The 18,243-nt window shown below is 63.2% G+C and carries 21 protein-coding genes; 6 read left to right on the forward strand and 15 right to left on the reverse strand.

Going from position 1 to position 18,243, the window contains the following annotated elements:
* Positions 1-10: 10 nt before the first annotated feature.
* The gene (gene hydA / locus ELS24_RS30145) at positions 11-1,459 is read right to left on the reverse strand and encodes a dihydropyrimidinase (protein WP_127186173.1); all 1,449 of its coding nucleotides are present in this window, start codon (positions 1,457-1,459) and stop codon (positions 11-13) included.
* A gap of 319 nt (positions 1,460-1,778) precedes the next feature.
* Here hydA and ELS24_RS30150 point away from each other — a divergent pair, with 319 nt between their 5' ends.
* On the forward strand, positions 1,779-2,459 hold the full coding sequence (locus ELS24_RS30150; RefSeq protein WP_050448347.1) for a GntR family transcriptional regulator: 681 nt from the start codon (positions 1,779-1,781) through the stop codon (positions 2,457-2,459).
* A gap of 124 nt (positions 2,460-2,583) precedes the next feature.
* On the opposite strand, the gene cyaY is transcribed toward ELS24_RS30150, so the two are convergent.
* Entirely contained in the window at positions 2,584-2,913 is a 330-nt protein-coding gene (gene cyaY / locus ELS24_RS30155; protein ID WP_006227433.1) for an iron donor protein CyaY, read from the reverse strand.
* A 94-nt stretch (positions 2,914-3,007) separates the two neighbouring features.
* On the opposite strand from cyaY, the gene lptM reads away from it, so the two are divergent.
* Positions 3,008-3,121, forward strand: a complete 114-nt coding sequence (lptM, locus tag ELS24_RS31475) for an LPS translocon maturation chaperone LptM (RefSeq protein WP_240669585.1) — start codon at positions 3,008-3,010, stop codon at positions 3,119-3,121.
* The gene (lysA, locus tag ELS24_RS30165) at positions 3,118-4,407 is read left to right on the forward strand and encodes a diaminopimelate decarboxylase (protein WP_127186175.1); all 1,290 of its coding nucleotides are present in this window, start codon (positions 3,118-3,120) and stop codon (positions 4,405-4,407) included. The genes lptM and lysA overlap by 4 nt, the downstream gene beginning before the upstream one ends.
* A gap of 100 nt (positions 4,408-4,507) precedes the next feature.
* On the opposite strand, the gene ccsB is transcribed toward lysA, so the two are convergent.
* The 3 genes from ccsB to ELS24_RS30180 all read right to left on the reverse strand — a co-directional run bounded on the left by ccsB (position 4,508) and on the right by ELS24_RS30180 (position 8,784).
* Positions 4,508-5,875, reverse strand: a complete 1,368-nt coding sequence (ccsB, locus tag ELS24_RS30170) for a c-type cytochrome biogenesis protein CcsB (RefSeq protein ID WP_083447463.1) — start codon at positions 5,873-5,875, stop codon at positions 4,508-4,510.
* A gap of 9 nt (positions 5,876-5,884) precedes the next feature.
* Positions 5,885-7,963, reverse strand: coding sequence for a cytochrome c biogenesis protein ResB (locus ELS24_RS30175; RefSeq protein ID WP_205736947.1), 2,079 nt, complete (start codon positions 7,961-7,963; stop codon positions 5,885-5,887).
* 119 nt (positions 7,964-8,082) lie between these two features.
* Positions 8,083-8,784 (reverse strand): c-type cytochrome, encoded by a 702-nt coding sequence (locus tag ELS24_RS30180; protein ID WP_127186176.1) that lies wholly within the window; start codon positions 8,782-8,784, stop codon positions 8,083-8,085.
* A gap of 222 nt (positions 8,785-9,006) precedes the next feature.
* Between ELS24_RS30180 and yihA the strand changes: the two genes are divergently transcribed.
* On the forward strand, positions 9,007-9,630 hold the full coding sequence (gene yihA / locus ELS24_RS30185; protein ID WP_006216506.1) for a ribosome biogenesis GTP-binding protein YihA/YsxC: 624 nt from the start codon (positions 9,007-9,009) through the stop codon (positions 9,628-9,630).
* On the forward strand, positions 9,627-10,643 hold the full coding sequence (hemB, locus tag ELS24_RS30190; RefSeq protein WP_050448301.1) for a porphobilinogen synthase: 1,017 nt from the start codon (positions 9,627-9,629) through the stop codon (positions 10,641-10,643). The genes yihA and hemB overlap by 4 nt, the downstream gene beginning before the upstream one ends.
* Here hemB and ELS24_RS30195 read toward each other — a convergent pair.
* The 3 genes from ELS24_RS30195 to cutA all read right to left on the reverse strand — a co-directional run bounded on the left by ELS24_RS30195 (position 10,640) and on the right by cutA (position 13,920).
* Positions 10,640-11,515: a DMT family transporter gene (locus ELS24_RS30195; RefSeq protein ID WP_050448344.1), complete on the reverse strand. Its 876-nt coding sequence runs from the start codon at positions 11,513-11,515 to the stop codon at positions 10,640-10,642. The genes hemB and ELS24_RS30195 overlap by 4 nt on opposite strands.
* A gap of 129 nt (positions 11,516-11,644) precedes the next feature.
* A complete protein-coding gene (dsbD, locus tag ELS24_RS30200; RefSeq protein WP_127186177.1) occupies positions 11,645-13,573 on the reverse strand; it encodes a protein-disulfide reductase DsbD in 1,929 nt (642 codons plus the stop codon).
* Positions 13,573-13,920 (reverse strand): divalent-cation tolerance protein CutA, encoded by a 348-nt coding sequence (gene cutA, locus ELS24_RS30205; protein ID WP_127186178.1) that lies wholly within the window; start codon positions 13,918-13,920, stop codon positions 13,573-13,575. Before cutA ends, dsbD begins: the two co-directional genes overlap by 1 nt.
* A gap of 170 nt (positions 13,921-14,090) precedes the next feature.
* On the opposite strand from cutA, the gene ELS24_RS30210 reads away from it, so the two are divergent.
* Positions 14,091-14,528 carry an HIT family protein gene (locus ELS24_RS30210; protein WP_127186179.1) on the forward strand — a complete coding sequence of 146 codons (438 nt, stop codon included), beginning with the start codon at positions 14,091-14,093 and terminating at the stop codon, positions 14,526-14,528.
* Positions 14,529-14,636: 108 nt separating this feature from the next.
* On the opposite strand, the gene rplQ is transcribed toward ELS24_RS30210, so the two are convergent.
* The 7 genes from rplQ to infA form a co-directional block, all read right to left on the reverse strand.
* On the reverse strand, positions 14,637-15,029 hold the full coding sequence (gene rplQ / locus ELS24_RS30215) for a 50S ribosomal protein L17 (RefSeq protein ID WP_006389635.1): 393 nt from the start codon (positions 15,027-15,029) through the stop codon (positions 14,637-14,639).
* 184 nt (positions 15,030-15,213) lie between these two features.
* Positions 15,214-16,200: a DNA-directed RNA polymerase subunit alpha gene (locus tag ELS24_RS30220; RefSeq protein WP_006216514.1), complete on the reverse strand. Its 987-nt coding sequence runs from the start codon at positions 16,198-16,200 to the stop codon at positions 15,214-15,216.
* A gap of 214 nt (positions 16,201-16,414) precedes the next feature.
* Positions 16,415-17,038, reverse strand: coding sequence for a 30S ribosomal protein S4 (gene rpsD, locus ELS24_RS30225; RefSeq protein WP_006389633.1), 624 nt, complete (start codon positions 17,036-17,038; stop codon positions 16,415-16,417).
* An 11-nt stretch (positions 17,039-17,049) separates the two neighbouring features.
* On the reverse strand, positions 17,050-17,451 hold the full coding sequence (rpsK, locus tag ELS24_RS30230; RefSeq protein WP_006216516.1) for a 30S ribosomal protein S11: 402 nt from the start codon (positions 17,449-17,451) through the stop codon (positions 17,050-17,052).
* 15 nt (positions 17,452-17,466) lie between these two features.
* Positions 17,467-17,832: a 30S ribosomal protein S13 gene (gene rpsM / locus ELS24_RS30235; protein WP_006216517.1), complete on the reverse strand. Its 366-nt coding sequence runs from the start codon at positions 17,830-17,832 to the stop codon at positions 17,467-17,469.
* Positions 17,833-17,875: 43 nt separating this feature from the next.
* Complete coding sequence (rpmJ, locus tag ELS24_RS30240; protein ID WP_003806928.1) at positions 17,876-17,989, reverse strand: 50S ribosomal protein L36; 114 nt, start codon at positions 17,987-17,989, stop codon at positions 17,876-17,878.
* 34 nt (positions 17,990-18,023) lie between these two features.
* Positions 18,024-18,242, reverse strand: coding sequence for a translation initiation factor IF-1 (infA, locus tag ELS24_RS30245; RefSeq protein WP_003806927.1), 219 nt, complete (start codon positions 18,240-18,242; stop codon positions 18,024-18,026).
* Position 18,243 lies beyond the last annotated feature (1 nt).

Genomic DNA, 18,243 nt, shown 5'->3' on the forward strand with positions numbered 1-18,243 from the left:
GTGTGGCACGCTAGCGCCAGGCGGGCTGCGCGCCCTTGCGGGCGCTGGGTGGCGCAAGACTGGGCAGCCCGCGCGGCAAGAACGTTCCCTGGCCCGGCGCGCCGGCAAAACGCTCGCCGTCCCAAACGACTTGTCCGCGCAACAGGGTCATCGCGGGCCAGGCCCGCAGCGTCATGCCCGCATATGGCGTGTAGTCCACCGCGTGGTGCAGGTGTTGGTTGGTGAGCGTGAATTCGCGCTCTTCCCAGATCACCAGGTCGGCGTCGCTGCCGATGGCCAGCGTGCCTTTTTGCGGGTACAGGCCATAGGCGCGCGCCGGCTGGGTCGCGGTCAGCTCAACGAAACGGTTCAGGCTGATGCGCCCGCCCAGCACGCCTTCCGAATACAGCAGCGGCATGCGCGTTTCAATGCCGGGGATGCCATTCGGAATATGGCGAAACGCCACCTCTTTGCCGCCGGGCGTCTTGCCGTCGTCGCCGGTCAGATTGAAGGGCGAGTGGTCCGACGAAAACACCGTGAACAGGCCGTCCGCCAGCCCCTGCCAGATATCGTCCTGGCTGGACTTGTCGCGCGGCGGGGGGCTGCACACGCAGCGAGCGCCGACATAGCTGTCGTCCGTGCCCAGGTCGGCGGCAGTCAGCAAAATGTATTGCGGGCAGGTTTCGGCATAGACGTTCAGGCCCTTGGCGCGCGCGTCACGGATCTGCGCGACGGCCTCGCCGCCCGAGATATGCACCAGCAGGATGGGCACGTCGATAAGTTCGGACAGCGCGATCGCGCGATGCGCGCCCTCGCGCTCCACCAGCGTCGGCCGCGACACGGCATGAAAGCGCGGCGCGGTGCGGCCCGAGGCTTCCAGCCGGCGCGTCAGCCAGGCGATGCAATCCGAATTCTCGGCATGAATCATCGCCATGCCGCCATGCGTGCGCGCCACGTCCAGCACGTCCAGGATCTGGCCGTCGGACAGCTTGAGCGCGTCGTAGGTCATGTACAGCTTGAACGAGGTGTAGCCTGCCTTGATCAGCCGCGGCAGTTCGTCGTTCAGCACGGCGGGCGTGGGGTCGGTCAGGATCAGGTGGAAGGCGTAGTCCACGCAGGCGCGGCCTTCGGCACGCTGGTGGTAATCGTCAATGGCGGCCTGCACGGTGCCGCCCTTCTGCTGCGCCGCGAACGGAATCACGGTGGTCGTACCACCGCAGGCGGCTGAACGCGTGCCGGTGAAAAAGTCGTCCGCCAGTTTGACGGGCGGCGCCATCGGTTGGTCCAGGTGGCAATGCGCGTCAATGCCACCCGGCGTCACCACGCGCCCGGCCACATCAATCTCGCATAGGCCCGGCGCCAGGCCACGCCCGATCTGCACGATGCGGCCATCCGATATCCCCAGATCCGCGCGACAGGTATCGCCAGCGGTCGCCAGCACCGCGTCGCGCAGCACCAGGTCAAAACCTTGCTTCGTCATATGCGTCAGCCCGTCTGATCCGCCCTTTCCGTGTCGCGAAAAGCGCGGCCGGATGGACATGTTGTGAGCGGATTCTAGGCTGAATACAAGAATGATTACGCTAGTGATTACCCTGAAATATACATTTCAATAGTAAATTGTTAACATTATTTCCGACCGCACCTCAAGCCGCGTCTCCAACGGCGGCGGCTGATCGGGTATCTTCACGTTCACCCGTCATGTTGCGAACAACATGAGGTCTACAAGCGGCAAGAAGCCGCTCATTACCCAGGGCGGCGATCCCGTCCTGGCTTTTCACGCGCAAACCAAGAACGAGCCCATGGCATCAGACAAACGCGAAACTTCGGTCACCGGCATCTACGAGCGCATCTATCGCGCCATCCTGGACAACCGCCTGAAACCCGGCACCAAGCTGGTCGAAGAGCGCCTGGCCGAAATCTTCGAAGTCAGCCGGCCGCGCATCCGCGAGGTGCTTGCGCGCCTGGCCCACGAACAGATTGTTGAACTGTTTCCCCAGCGCGGCGCGTATGTGGCCAAGCCGTCGATCGAGAAAGCACGCGACGTCTTCGAGGCCCGCAGGCTGATCGAACCCGCCGTGGTGCGGCGCCTGACGCAGAACCTCACCCCTGAAAAACTGGCGCGCCTGCGCGAGCACGTCGTCCTGGAACACGACGCCCGCAAGCGCGACGACAAGCGCGCCATCATCCGGCTGGCGGGGGAATTCCATATCCTGCTAAGCGAATTGGCGGGCAACGGCGAACTGGCGCGCACCATGCGCGAACTGTCCACGCTGACCTGCCTGGTCATCTTCCTGTACAACCTGCCCACCGCCACAAGCTGCCGCGACGACGAGCACGAACTCATCACCGAAGCCATTGCGGCCCGCGACGCCCAGCGCGCCGAGGAACTGACACTGCATCACCTGGAGCACATCGAACAAAGCGTAAAGCTGGAATCGGTGGAAGAAACCGTGGACCTGGAAGAAGTGTTCAAGTTCTGACCCTGGCCACATAAGCCCGGCGAAGAAAACAATAAGCCCCAGGGTCGTAAAACCTGGGGCTTATCAACAAGCTTGAATGCATGCCTGCGCTGGGCAGGCCGGCCGTTTACCAGCCAGGCCGGCCTTACAGTTTCAGCGTAACGGGCACGCCGGCCGCAGCCGAGCAGATCTGGGACAAGGCGTCTGGCAGTTGCGGGCCACCCCGGGTGTCGTTCCAGTGTTGGCCGTCGTAGCGGTAATGGAAGCCGCCGCTGCGCGCGGCCACCCAGAGCTCCTGCATGGCGGCCTGACTGTTCACGACGACATGGGTGTTATCTTCAAAGACCATGGTCAAGACATTGCCGCTGCGGCTGGTTTCCACATCGACGTCGAGCGAAGCCGCCCAGTCATCGGCCTGGCTTTCGATGCTGTCCAGCACCTGGTCGATCAACGCAAGAAATTCGGTTTCGGTCATAATCGAGCCTGCAAGAATTACGGAGTTCCCAGTGTTCCAATTGGCATTCAGCCGCATGGCTCTTCGCATTGTAGCCACGCTTGTGGCCTCCGGCATGGTGGCGGCCTGCGGGTACAAGGGGCCTTTATATATGCCGACGCCTGACGGCAAGCCGCCGTCGAGTTCGCAACCCACGCCGCAAATTCCGGCCCCGCCCTCGATTCCATGACGTCTGCCTATCCCTTGCCGCCCGAGCTGGCCGGTCATCCTTATTTCCAGTACCGCAATAACGTACTGTACGCCGAGGATGTTCCCCTGGACCATCTGGCGCATAGGCTAGGCACCCCGCTGTACGTCTATTCGCGCGCGGCCCTCAAGGCCGCCTGGGAAACCTACCATAGCGCCATCGGGCAACGCCCCGTGCTGGTCTGCTACGGCATGAAGGCCAATTCAAATCTGGCGGTGTTGAAGGAATTCGTGCGGCTGGGCGCGGGCTTTGACATCGTTTCGGGCGGGGAACTCAAACGCGCGCTGGCGGTGGGCGCCGATCCGTCCAAGGTCGTATTTTCCGGCGTGGGCAAGCAAGCCTGGGAAATGCGCGACGCGCTGGCGGCCAAGGTGAAGTGTTTCAACGTGGAGTCCGAAGCCGAGCTGCACCGCCTGTCCGACGTGGCCGAAGCACTTGGCGTGCGAGCCCCGGTGTCGCTGCGCGTGAACCCCGACGTGGACGCGCAGACGCACCCCTATATCTCCACCGGCCTGAAAGAGAACAAGTTCGGCATCGCCATCGAATCAGCGCTGGACGCCTATCGCGTTGCGCGGTCCTTGCCGGGCCTGGACATCGTGGGCGTCGACTGCCATATCGGCTCGCAACTGACCGACATCAGTCCCTATTTCGATGCGCTGGAAAAGTTGCTGGACCTGATCGACGCGTTGGATCACGAAGGCATTCGCATCGCTCATCTGGACCTGGGCGGCGGCCTGGGCATCCGCTATACGGATGAAACACCCCCTTCGCCCAAGGCGTTGCTGGATCGCGTGTTTGAACGCCTGAATGCGCGCGGCCAGGGGCATCTGCATCTGGTGCTGGAACCAGGCCGTTCGCTCGTCGGCAACGCGGGCGTGCTGCTGACCACCGTGCAGTATCTAAAGCATGCCGAAGCCCGCAACTTCGCCATTGTCGACGCCGCCATGAACGACTTGCTGCGCCCCGCGCTCTATGAGGCCTACCATGGCGTGCAAGCGCTGCGCCCGCGCGCCGGCGATCAAGTGGAATATGACATCGTCGGCCCCGTCTGCGAAAGCGCCGACTGGCTGGCCAGACAACGCAAGCTGGCGATCAAGCAGGGCGATGTGCTGGCGGTGGAATCGGCGGGCGCCTACAGCATGGCGATGGCCAGCAACTACAACACGCGCGCCCGCGCCGCCGAAGTCATGGTCGACGGCGGCAACTATCACGTCGTGCGCCAGCGCGAGACGCTGGACGATTTGCTGCGAGGTGAATCCACACTGTGATCCTCGGACGGGCCAATGCTGGCGAGTACATTGGCGCGGTAGCCCGGCAAGTCCCAATGAAAAAGGCCCCGAGGGGCCTTTTGGTCAGTCTTCCGCGTATTTACAACTGACCGTACGAGTGCAGCCCCGACAGGAACATGTTCACGCCCAGGAATGCAAAGCCGGTGATCAGCAGGCCCATCAACGCCCAGTAGGCCGCCATGGTGCCGCGCAAGCCCTTGATCAGGCGCATGTGCAGCCAGGCCGCGTAGTTCAGCCAGACGATCAGCGCCCAGGTTTCCTTGGGATCCCACTGCCAGTACGCGCCCCAGGCATCCGCTGCCCACAGTGCGCCCAGAATCGTCGCCACCGTGAAGAAGGCGAAGCCGATCGCGATGGCGCGATACATGATGTCGTCCAGCACCTCCAGCGAGGGCAGCGCGGCGGCGATGCGGCGGCGGCCCAGCAGGATGGCGCCCACGATCACGGCGCCCACGCCGAAGTACAGCATCCAGGTGGCGGACAGGCCGTCGGTGCGGAACACCATCGGCTCGGCGCACAGCAACACGCCCAGAATGAACAAGGGCGCCAGCTTGGCCCACGACGTGGTCTGCCCGTGCTGCTTGACCAAGTAGGCAAAGCCCACCATCGCCGCCAGCGAGAACGTGCCGTAGCCGATGAAGTTGGCGGGCACATGCAGCTTCATCCACCAGCTTTTCAACGCCGGCACCAGCGGTTGGATCTGGCCGGCATCGCGCGTGAAGGAATACCAAAGCAGGAACACGACGGCTGACGTCACCACCAGCAGCACGAAACCGCCCAGTGCGCGCGTGGCGTACTTGCGTTCGTAATACAGGTAGAACAGCGCCGTGATCAGCGAAAACAGGACAAAGACTTCGTACAGGTTGCTGACGGGGATATGCCCCAGGTCAGGCCCCATCAGGTGGCCTTCGCGCCAGCGCACCAACAAGCCGGTGACGCCGGCAAACACCGCGCCCCACGTCAACGCCGTGCCCAGCCACGCGGCGGTGGGGCTGAATACGCCGATCCAGTAACAGACCATGGCCAGCGCAAACAGCGCGCACATCCACAGAATGGCGGACTGCGACGAGAACAGGTACTTCAGGAAGAACACCTGCTCGGCGCGGGCCAGGTCATTGCCGTACAGCATCAAGGCCAGGCCCGCCGCGATCGCACAGGCGACCATCAAACGGCGCAGCGGTCGCCACAGCCAGCCCAGCCACGCCAACGCGGGCACGGTGCCGCACAGGATGATCTTCTCGTAATAGTCCATCGCGTTGCCGTGCCGGGTCAGCGCGAAGGCCGCGCCCACCGACAGCAACAGGAAGAAGACTACGTCGGTCCAGTCCGGCTTGCCGCGTCGGGCGCGGTTGTCGCCCGTTTCCGACAGGCTGTCTTGCCAGAGAACCTCGGGCGCCACGTTCAGCGTGTCCGGCGAGGAAGGGTGCGGGGTGGTCGTCGTCGACATAAGAAAACCTTAAGACCTTTTCTGGCGCAGCAGCGCCTGCTTGAAGCGTTCAAACTCCTGATTGAAGTCGAGTGTACGCTTCTGGGACGTCATGGCCGCCAGGACGCTGCTGCCACTGCCTTGCGGCTTGACCCAGATCCAGACGCGGCGGTCGCGGATGTAGAACATCGAAAACACCCCCAGGACCAACAACAGGCTGCCCAGGTAGACCGTATTCTTGCCCGGCGTGCGGCTGACCTGGAACACGCTGGCCTGCACATGGTTGAAGTCGGCCAGCGACAGAAACACCGGCGCGGGATAGACCGTCAGATCGGACAGTGCCGCCACGGCCAGGCGCGACCATACTGCCGCGCGCTCGCCGTCGGGGCCTTCGACCGCAACGGGGGGCAAGCCGGCGCGTTCGCGTTCAATGGCGCGCAGTTCGTTCATGCTGGCCCCGATCAGCCGGATCACCACATCAGCGGCCCGCTCCAGGTCGGCGGCGGGCGTGTTGGCTTGCAGAAAAGCGGCCACCGCTTGCAGGCCGCCTGACGCAAAGGTCTCCAGCGCGCGCTCGGCAGCGGTTTGCAGGGGTTGCTGGTCAGCGCCGGACGGGCTGTTGCGCTCGGCGAAACGGCGGGCAGCTTCGCGGCGCGCGGCCGGGTCGGCCAGCGTGGCGCGCAGCCGCATGAATTCCGCGATCGAGCTGTCGTCGTCCGCCGGGATGCGCAGATAACGGAACGGCTCGGACGCATTGTTGCGCACGCCGGCCAGGAAGACGCTGGCGCCGTCCAGTTCCATGGGCAGCATGTAGTTCTGGAATTCGTGCGCCTGGCCCGCATCGTCGATCAGCTTGTATTCAACGCTGGGGCCCACGTTGCGCAGGTTCTCGTTCTTTTTGCCCGCCGCGCTGCCCGACACCGAGGCCACGTGTTCAGCAAAACTCTGGTTGGCGCCCTTGGGATCGCCGCGGGTCAGGTCTTCCACATTGATCGGCCGCATGGCCGTGATTTCGACGCCCATGCTGCGCGGACCGCCCGACGTGTGAGCGGTCACTTCGCTTGTCTTGCCCACCGTGCCGTCCACCGTAAACGTGGCATCCTGAGAACCTACCAGCGGATAACCCTTCAAGACCACCGTGCTGCCGCCATCGTCAAAGCTGGACTGGTACACCGTCATGCCCTTGAAGCGCAGCGGTTCGTTGACCTCGATGGTGGAATCGAAGGTCTTGCCCGTATCCGGGTCGGTAACTTCGACTTCGCTGGCGAAACGGCTGGGCATGCCGGTCGAGTAGTAATCGACCACGAATTTCTTCAGCTTCAGCGTGAAGGGCATCGGCTGCACCAGAGCCCCGTCGCCCACCATCACGACCGCCGTGCTGGCCTGGCCACCTTCCGGCACCAGCACGCTGGCGCGGAAACTCGGGTTATTGACCGACAGGCGGCCGCTTTCCGGCACTTCCGAAATCAGCATGTTGTCGACAATGGGCTGCTTGCCGCCGAACATGACTTGCAGCCGCACGGGCAACTCGCTGTCGAGCAGGCCGCCCACGCAGATGATGACCATGGCCGCGTGCGCGAACACATAGCCCAGGCGGTTGGCGCTGCCCTTCTTGGCGGCCAGCAGCACGCCGTCGTTGTCCTGCCGTACACGCACGGCGTAACCCAGCCGTTCCAGCAATGACTTCAGGCCGGCCGAGGTCTGCGCGACGTCGGTGGGTTCTTCCGTTTCCACGCGATGCGGGAAGGCACGCAGGCTGCTGGCGCGCACATGTTCGCGGAACGAGCGCGCGTCGCGCAGCATCTTGGGTGCGTTGCGGATCAGGCACACCGATGTCGACACGACCAGGAAGCCCATGATCAGCAGGAACCACCAGCTGTTATAGACGTGCCAGATGGAGAACTTGTCGAACACTTCGTACCAGAACGGACCGAACTGGTCGATGTAGTTGCTGGACGATCGGTTCTGCTGCAACACCGTGCCCACCAGGCTCGCCACGCAGATGAACATCAACAGGCTGACGGCGAACCGCATCGAACCGAGCAGTTCGAAGAAGTCACCGGGCAGGCTGCGCAAGGAGGGGCGAGTGTGGGTGCGTGTTGAATTCATGAAAAAAGGGGGGCCGCGCGATCGGCTACCCCCCTCATAGACAGCGCGTAACGGAATCGGGTTCCGTCACGCTCAGGTTGCGTGAACGCGGACCAGCCGCGCGTGTTGCGGGCTGACGCCTACCGCAGGCCTGCCGCGTAGTCGGACACCGCCTTGATATCGGCATCCGACATGCGGTCGGCAATCGCGAACATGATGTCGTTCTTGCGGTCGCCGCTGCGGAACAGCTTGAGCTGCTCTTCGATGTACGTGGGGAACTGCCCCGACAAGCGGGGGTACTGGGCGGGAATGCCGGCGCCATTGGCAGCGTGGCAAGCCGCGCAGGCCGGCACATTGCGTTCGGGCAACCCGCCGCGCCAGATCTTCTGGCCCAGATCCACCAGCTTCTCCTGGCCTGCCGTGGCGGGTTCCTTGAGAGGCTGCTGCGCCAGGTACAGCGCGATGTTCTGCATATCGGCAGGCGTCAAGTTTTGCGCCATGGCGGTCATCGGGGTGGGATTGCCGCCCGGGCCATTGCGCACGGGCAGCTTGGCGCCCTGCTTGATCTGGAAGTCGGCCAATTGCTTGGCCAGATATTCGTGGGGTTGCGCGGCCAGGTTGGGGTTCACCGGGATGGTGCTGTTGCCCGCCGCGCCATGACAGGACGCACAGGCGATGATGCCTCTGGAGGCGTCGCCCTGGTCAAACAGCTGACCGCCCTTGGCGGCATCTGGCTTGGCCGGGCCCGCAGCGCCGTCAGCGGCGAAACTGGGTGTAGAGAAGGCGGAGGCGCCGAGCAACAGCCCGCTCGCAACCAACATTCGGGACAGCACACGCTTCATGAAGACCTCGACGATCACATCGATCAAGGCGCAAAAAGGCGCCCACGCCTGCCCCGCACACCCTGGAAAACCGTATCGAACCTCGTTTGCCCATTCTGCCTGCCAAGTTGCCGCAGGCACCTAAACAGTAAGCAAAAAAGACGGCTCCGCGCACGGGGACCACTGTTGCAAACGCCGGATTATACAATAGGGCTCGAAACCAACCGTATCCAAAGCCCATCCGTGTCCCTCCTACATCGCGCCTCCTTCCTTACCTCCGCAGCTCGCCTCGACCAGTTGCCGGCCGCCGGCGCTCCCGAGGTCTGCTTTGTCGGCCGCTCAAACGCCGGCAAATCCACGGCCATCAACGTGCTGTGCAACCAGCGCCGTCTTGCGTTTTCCAGCAAGACGCCGGGCCGCACGCGCTTGATCAACATGTTCGGCTTGCCCGACCCGCTGGATCCGGAAGGCCACATCGGTTTTCTCGTTGACTTGCCCGGCTACGGCTATGCGTCGGTCGCGCGCAACGAAAAAGAAAAATGGGCGGACATTCTCGGCGGCTATCTGCGCGACCGCGAGTCGCTTGCAGGCATCGTGCTGCTGATCGACATCCGCCGCGGCGTCACCGAACTTGACCGCCGCCTGGCCAACTTCATCGCCCCCACCGGACGCCCTGTGCTGGCGCTGCTGACCAAGGCCGACAAACTGCCTTACGGCCAGCGCATGCGCACGGTGTTCTCCGTCCGCAAAGACCTGGCCGACATCGGCGCCCTGCACACCATCCCGTTCTCGGCGCCCGAGCGCATCGGGCTGGAAGAAGCCGGCGCCCACATTGAGAATTGGATTTCCCCCAAGGTCGAATCATGAACCCGCAGATCATCACCCCTGAGTTTCCGGTTTCCCGCCCTCGCCGCCTGCGCCGCGACGACTTCACCCGCCGCCTGGTGCGCGAAAATGCGCTGACGGTCAATGACCTGATCTACCCCGTCTTCGTGGCCGACGGCACGGGCGTGCAGCAAGCCGTGGCGTCGTTGCCCGGCGTGGTCCGCTATTCGCTGGACACGCTGCTGCCGGTTGCCGAGCAATGCGTGAAACTGGGCATACCGGTGATGGCGCTGTTCCCCGTCATCGACCCCTCGCTGAAAACGCCCGACGGCGTCGAAGCCACCAACCCGCGCGGCCTGATTCCGCGCGTGGTGGGCGAACTGAAAAAGCGTTTCCCCGAACTCGGCATTCTGTGCGATGTGGCGCTGGACCCCTACACCAGCCATGGCCAGGACGGCGTCATCGACGAGAACGGCTACGTCATCAATGAAATCACGGTCGAGATCCTGGTCAAGCAGGCGCTGACCCAAGCCGCGGCCGGCGTCGACATGGTTGCCCCCAGCGACATGATGGACGGCCGCATCGGCGCGGTCCGCAAAGCACTGGAAGCCAACGGCCACATCCACACGCAGATCATGGCTTACTCGGCCAAGTACGCCAGCGCGTTCTACGGCCCGTTCCGCGACGCCGTGGGCTCGGCCACCAACCTGGGCAAGTCCAACAAAATGGCTTACCAGATGGACCCGGGCAACCTCGATGAAGCCTTGCGTGAAGTGGCGGCCGACCTGCACGAAGGCGCGGACATGGTCATGGTCAAGCCCGGCATGCCGTATCTGGACGTGCTGCGTCGCGTGAAAGACACCTTCCGCGTACCCACGTTCGCCTATCAGGTCAGCGGCGAATACGCGATGATCAAGGCCGCCGCCGCCAACGGCTGGCTGGACCACGACAAGGTCATGATGGAAGCGCTGCTGGCGTTCAAGCGCGCTGGCGCCGACGGCATCTTGACGTACTTCGCCATCGAAGCGGCTACGCTGCTCAAGGCACAGCGCTAAGCGGCTTTACGGGCAGGCGCCGGCGTCGTCCGGCGCAGCCCCAGCCACGTTCCGCCCAACACGCAGGCCAGGCCCAGCACATGGATCAAGGTGACGTGCTCATCCAGGAACAGCGACGCGAACAGCAGCCCGAATATCGGCAGCCAGTTCACGAACAAGGCCGCGCGGCTGATGCCCAGCCGCGCGATGCCCGCGTTCCAGATGATGTTGCTGACGCCTGAGGCGATCACCGCCGAAAACAGCAGCACCAGCCACGGCCACCACGTCATCTGCCACGTATCGGTCTGATAAGAAGACGGCGTCACCAGCGCGTGCGCCACCAGCATCAGCCCGCCTGCCAGGTACATGTACCAAAGCATGCCCAGCGGATCCATCGTGCGCGACATGCGCTGGATCACCAGCCCGCCACACACGAACACCAGCACGGCCACGAAAACAACCGCATCGCCCCAGCCGGTCAGGCCGAACTGCGCCCCACTGCCCGCCACCACCATGCCCACGCCCAGCAGGCCGAGCAATGCCCCGCAGATGCGTACCGTGGTCAGTTTTTCGCGATAGAACAGCGCGGCCAGCAATGCCGACAACAATGGGCTGGTGGCCATGATCAGCGTGCCGTTGGCCGCCGACGAGAACCGCAGCCCGGACACCAGCGCTACCTGGTGCGCGTACACCACCAGGAAGCCCGCCAGCGCCACCCAGCCCAGCTCCACGCGACCCAGCTTGGGTACGCGGCCTCGACGGGCCTTGATGATCAGGGTGACGGTGATGAACGCAATGACGATCCGAACGGCGGCCAGCGCCTGGATGTCCATATGCTGCGTGAGGTACTTGATGGAGACGATGTTCAGGCCCCATGTGGCCATGACGAACATCAATTGAAGATAGATAAGACCTTGTCGGTCTTGGCTTGCATCAACTGTTGGGGACGTCACGGGCGCCGGCCTGGTGGGAGTGGGATGCGCCGCCCACGCGGCGCAGCCGCCATGGTATATCGCCCGTCGTCAGCGCACCAGCACCTTGTCCAACGATTGGGTGAAGCGCTTGGCGTCCTGGAAACCGACGACGCGCGCGTCCGGCAGTTCCTTGCCGCCCGGTTCAAAGAACATGATGCCCGGCGGGCCGAACAGGCGGAAGCGCTTGAGCAGGGCCCGGTCATCAGCGTTGTTCGCGGTGACGTCGGCCTGCACCAACAACATGCCCGACATGCGCTGCGCCACGCCCGGATCAGTAAACGTGAACCGCTCCATTTCGCGGCACGACACGCACCAGTCGGCATAGAAATCCAGCATGACCGGCTGGGTGCTCTGCGCCAGCAGCGCATCCAATTCCGCGTTGTTGCGCACGCGGGTGAACTGAAGCTCGCCTTTGGTGACGGCCGTGCCCACGGATGCGTCGGCACGCGCGGCCAGATGCGACAAGGGTTGCAGCACGTCGCGCCCGCCGCTGGCCGCGCCCACCAGCCATGCGGCGGCGGCAAGCGCCAGCAGCAGCCCCAGCCCCTTGCCGAACATGCGTCCGGCACCGGCACCGTCGGGCAAGGAATCAAACGCACGCAGCATCACCGCCGAAACAACCGCCAGGAAGGCCCAGCCCGTCATCTGCACCCAGGTGGGCACCACCGGTATCAGCATCCACCACGCCGTCGCCAGCAGCAGCATCCCGAACAGGCGCTTGACGCCGTCCATCCAGGGGCCGGCCTTGGGCAGCAAGGCGCCCGACGATGCGCCCACGATCAACAATGGCACGCCCATGCCCCAGGCCATGGCGAACAGGGCCGAGCCGCCCAGCACCACGTCGCCCGTCTGCGAGATATACAACAGCGCTCCGGCCAGCGGCGCGGCAACGCAAGGCCCGACGATCAGGGCTGACAAAGCGCCCATCACCAGCGCACCGGTGTAGCGGCCGCCTGGAACGCGCGACGAGCGCTCGGACAGCTTGGCCTGCACGCCTGACGGCATCTGGAACGTGAAGACATCAAACATCGCCAGCGCCAACACGGTCAGCAGGATGGCGAACAGCGTCAGGATCCACGGGGTCTGCAACCAGGCGGCCAGGCCGGCGCCGCTCAAGCCGGCGGCCACGCCCAGCGCGGTGTAGACCACTGACATGCCCAGCACATACATCGCCGCCAAGGCCAGGCCGCGTCCCCGCGAGGGTCGGGCCTGCGCCGCGCCGCCCAGCACGATCGACGACAGGATGGGAATCATCGGCAGCACGCAGGGAGTGAACGCCAGCAACAAGCCCAGAATCAGGAACACGCCGGCCGTCTTGGCCCAACCCAGGCCGCCCAGCGCGTCGGCCAGGCCGGTGTCGCCAGCATTGACCAGTGCGCCCAAGCCCGTGGATGCGGGGGCCGACGTGGCCTGTCCGTCTTGTATCGCTTGTCCTGTTGTTCCGGCCGACCCGCCCGCCAGCGCATAACCGCCCGCAACCGGAGTCAGCTTGACGCTGCTGTCCATGGGCGGATAGCACAGGCCAGCATCCGCGCAGCCCTGCCCGGTCAAAGTCAGGGTAAAGGGCTGCCCGCCCGCGCCGACCGGCACGCGGATCATCACATCCTTGTGAAAGACCTCCATGTCCTTTTCAAAGGTCGGGTCGTACTTGACCTCGCCTTTGGGGTAGACCGCCTCGCCCAATGTGGTGGCGCCGATCGGGCTAATCGTGATGCCGAAGCGCTCACGGTACATGTAGTAGCCGGGCGCGACCTTGTAATGCAGTTCCAAGGTATCGGGCGCGGCCATCCGCGCACTGAACACGAACGCCTTTTCGGGTTCCAGGAACTCGGTTTCGGCCTGCGCGGCCGCTTGCCAGGTCAGCAGCAACAGCGCCGTCGCCAGCAACACCAGGCTGCGCCAGATCAAGGCGCGCGCCGCGCGGATGGCATGAATCGGGCGCCCCGGCGCACCGACGATACCGGCAAGTTGCAACATTATTCTCTCTTGGTTTGCTTGACAGCCGTCTGCTCGCGAACCCAATCCAGATAGGGTGCGGCGCCGCCGATTACCGGCAGCACAATGATTTCGGGCACATCGTAGGGATGCATCTGCGCCAGGGCCTGAACAACGGCCTGATGACGCGCGTAGGTGGTCTTGATGTGGATGGGGACTTCTTCCGTCCCCTCGACCACGCCGTTCCACAGATAGATGGACAGGCCCGGCGCGCCAAGGTTCACACATGCGGCCAATCCGTCTTCAACCAGCACATGCGCGATGCGCTTGGCCAGCAAGAGATCAGGCGCATTGCTGATGACCAGCACGACGTCGTCATCGCGCAACATGGAGGCTCCTTGAGATACCCTTGTGGGATGTAACTCGGGGTATTTTATCGGTATTGCGCCGAACGCCGGTTGTCGAGTCCAGGCCCGCAAATCCGCGCTCGGACCGCCGCAGCCTGCATCTGCTGCCGTATCGACGCCGCCATCATGCCACCCGCTTTCACGAGGCCCGCATGCCAGACCAATGCCTGTTCTGCCGGATCGCCCGGCACGAGATTCCCGCCCACATCATTCATGAAGACGAGCGTTTGATGGCCTTCCTGGACATCCAACCCGTGCGGCCGGGACACACGCTGATCATTCCGAAGCAGCATTACCCGTACTTCGAGGACATGCCGGCCGACCTGGCGGGGCACATCGTGAATCTAGGGCAAAAGCTGGGCCGCCACATGAAGCGCCTGTACGACGTGGAACGGGTGGGATTCGCCTTCACCGGCATACACGTGGCGCACGCCCACGCGCACGTCATTCCCATGCACCACACGCAGGACGTCACGTCCACGGCATACATCGAACAGCAGAACCTGACGTTCAAGATGCCGCCACAACCGCCTCAGGAGGTGCTGGCGGCCACTGCCGCGCAATTACGCGGGGAACTGCACGCGTCCTGATTTGAAGCGCGAGGCGGATGCGCCAACGCCGGACACGCAAATGCCCAGCGCAAATAAAACAAGGGCGGGTCCGAAGACCCGCCCTTGTCGCTTATCTAGCAACCGAATTTATTCGGCGCTGTCCTCAGCGGCTTCATCAACTTCCGGACGGTCAACCAGTTCCATGAAAGCCATGGGAGCGTTGTCGCCTTGACGGAAGCCCATCTTCAGCACGCGGGTGTAGCCACCGTTACGGGCCGCGTAGCGCGGGCCGATTTCGGCAAACAGCTTCACCACCGCATCGCGATCGCGCAGACGGGCAAATGCCAGACGCTTGTTCGCCAGCGTGGGCTCTTTGCCCAGCGTGATCAGGGGTTCGATGACGCGGCGCAATTCTTTCGCCTTCGGCAGCGTGGTCTTGATGGCTTCGTGAGTGATCAACGAAACGGCCATGTTGCGGAACATGGCAAGACGGTGACTGCTGGTGCGGTTGAGCTTACGCAAGCCATTACCGTGACGCATGATAAGTTTCCTTTGAATCTAAAGATGGCGTTCGCCATCGGGTTGCCGGCTCTTCTATCAACCTGCAATCAGGCTGCGGTCCGGTAGAAAACGGTGCATTTTACGACGAATTCGCAAACCGCCCGACGGGGTTGCCGGGCGTTGCAGGAGACGCCCCGTTGCCAGGGCGCCACCCGTTTAAAGCTTAGGGACGCTCCAGGCCCAGGGGCGGCCAGTTCTCGAGCTTCATGCCCAAGGTCAAGCCACGCGCAGCCAGAACTTCCTTGATTTCGTTGAGCGACTTGCGACCCAGGTTCGGGGTCTTGAGCAGCTCGTTTTCGGTACGCTGGATCAGGTCGCCGATGTAGTAGATGTTTTCGGCCTTCAGGCAGTTGGCCGAACGCACGGTCAGTTCCAGGTCGTCGACCGGACGCAGCAGGACCGGGTCGATCTGCGGCGTGCCGCGGACCGGCGCTTCGTACGAATCGCCAGCACCTTCCAGCGCGGCGAAGACCGAGATCTGGTCCATCAGGATGCGAGCCGACTGGCGAACCGCTTCCTCGGGCGAGATCACGCCGTTGGTTTCGATGTCCAGAACCAGCTTGTCCAGGTCGGTGCGCTGTTCCACACGGGCGCTTTCCACCGCGTAGCTGACGCGGCGAACCGGGCTGAACGAAGCGTCCAGAACGATGCGGCCGATGGTGTGGGTGCGGTCTTCCGACAGCGCGCGCACGTTGCCCGGCACGTAGCCACGGCCCTTCTCGACCTTGATCTGCATTTCCAGCTTGCCTGCGTCCGTCAGGTTGCAGATGGCATGGCCGGGGTTGATGATCTCGACGTCGTGCGGCAGCTCGATGTCGCTGGCCAGCACGGTGCCCGCGCCGGTCTTGCGCAGAACCAGGGTCACTTCGTCGCGATTGTGCAGCTTGAAAACCACGCCCTTCAGGTTCAGCAGGATGTCGACGACATCTTCGCGAACGCCCGGGATGGTCGAATATTCGTGCACCACGCCCGTCATTTGCACTTCGGTCGGCGCGTAGCCGGTCATCGAAGACAGCAGGATGCGGCGCAGGGCGTTGCCCAGAGTATGACCGTAGCCACGCTCGAACGGCTCCATCACGATCTTGGCATGGTGCGTGCCGACCGGTTCGACTTCAATGGAGCGCGGCTTCAGAAAACCTTGAGTGGACATTTACTGTGTTCCTTTTCAATACCCTCGGCTCGTTACACCGATAAGGCTGATGGACAGGGTGAAACATGAAACTCGGGCGGCGCGAAAACGCCGGCCGATACTTACCGCAAAGCCCGCCCCACCAAACGGCGGAAAGCGGGCTGCTGCGAGACGTGCAAACGGGTCGCGAGACCAGTAGCCGGCACACCTGCGAAGGAGGCGCCGGCCGACCTGATTAACGCGAGTACAGTTCGACGACCATCGATTCGTTGATGTCGCGAGCGACGTCAGCGCGATCGGGAGCCGACTTGAACGTACCGGTCAGCTTGGTCGTGTCGACTTCCACCCATTGGGGGATGCCGATGCTGGTGGCCAGGTCGAGCGATTCCTTGATACGGCCTTGCTTCTTGGCCTTTTCGCGGATCGAGATGACGTCACCAGCCTTGACCAGCATCGAAGCGATGTCAGCCGTGTGGCCGTTCAGTTCGATGGCGCGGTGGCTGACCAACTGGCGAGCTTCGGCGCGCGTCGAGCCGAAGCCCATGCGGTAGACGACGTTGTCCAGGCGCGATTCCAGCAGCTGGATCAGGGTTTCGCCCGTGTTGCCACGGCGACGCTCTGCTTCAGCGAAGTACTTGCGGAATTGCTTTTCCAGCACGCCGTACATGCGCTTCAGCTTTTGCTTTTCGCGCAGCTGCAGGCCGTAGTCGGAAGTGCGGGCACCCGAAGTGCGGCCGTGTTGGCCAGGCTTGGAATCCAGCTTGCACTTGGAATCCAGCGAGCGACGGGCGCTCTTCAGGAACAGGTCAGTACCCTCGCGGCGCGAGAGCTTGCATTTGGGTCCAATATAACGTGCCATGTGGATTCCCTTTAGATACGACGACGCTTCGGCGGACGGCAGCCGTTGTGCGGAACGGGCGTGATGTCGGCGATGGACGAAATCTTGATGCCCAGCGCGTTCAGCGCGCGGACAGACGATTCGCGGCCAGGACCGGGGCCCTTGATGCGCACTTCCAGCGTCTTGATGCCGTATTCCAGCGCGACGCGGCCAGCCGTTTCAGCGGCGACTTGCGCGGCAAACGGGGTCGACTTACGCGAACCCTTGAAACCAGCACCACCCGAAGTGGCCCACGACAAAGCGTTGCCCTGACGGTCGGTGATGGTGATGATGGTGTTGTTGAACGAAGCGTGAACGTGCGCGATGCCGTCCGAGACGTTCTTCTTAACCTTTTTGCGCACGCGCGAAGCGCCGCTGGTGGAAGCTTTCGCCATAATCCAGTTCCTCGATTATTTCTTCAGGGACGCAGCAGCACGACGCGGGCCCTTACGGGTCCGGGCGTTGGTGCGAGTGCGCTGGCCGCGCACGGGCAAACCGCGCTTGTGACGCATACCGCGGTAGGTTCCCAGGTCGATCAAACGCTTGATCGAGAGCTGTACTTCACGACGCAGGTCGCCTTCAACCGTGAACAAACCAACATGTTCGCGGACGCGTTCCAATTCAGCGTCGTTCAGATCCTTGACCTTTTTGTCAAAGGGTACGTTTGCCGCTTCGCAGATTTTGCGAGCGCGCGTACGACCAATGCCAAAAATGGCGGTCAGTCCGATCTCGGCGTGCTGTTGCGGCGGGATGTTAATGCCAGCAATACGGGCCATGACTATTCCTTGAATAAATCTGTTGCGTAGTCGCTAACCCGAGTTAGCCTTGACGCTGCTTGTGACGCGGGTCGGTGCAGATAACACGCACCACGCCGTGACGTTTGATAACTTTGCAGTTGCGGCAGATCCGCTTAACCGATGCCATTACTTTCATGGTTGACTCCTAATTTTCCGTAATCCGGTTCCGCTCATTTGGAGCGGAAAACTATCCTGGCTCGCGTCAGATCATAGGGCGTGAGCTCCACTGTGACCTTGTCACCCGGCAGGATCCGGATGTAATGCATACGCATCTTGCCGGAAATATGGCCCAACACCACGTGGCCGTTTTCGAGCTTGACGCGAAATGTCGCGTTCGGGAGGTTCTCAAGAACCTCGCCTTGCATCTGAATGACGTCGTCCTTGGACATT

Source organism: Achromobacter spanius, from assembly GCF_003994415.1.
Taxonomy (GTDB): domain Bacteria; phylum Pseudomonadota; class Gammaproteobacteria; order Burkholderiales; family Burkholderiaceae_B; genus Achromobacter; species Achromobacter spanius_C.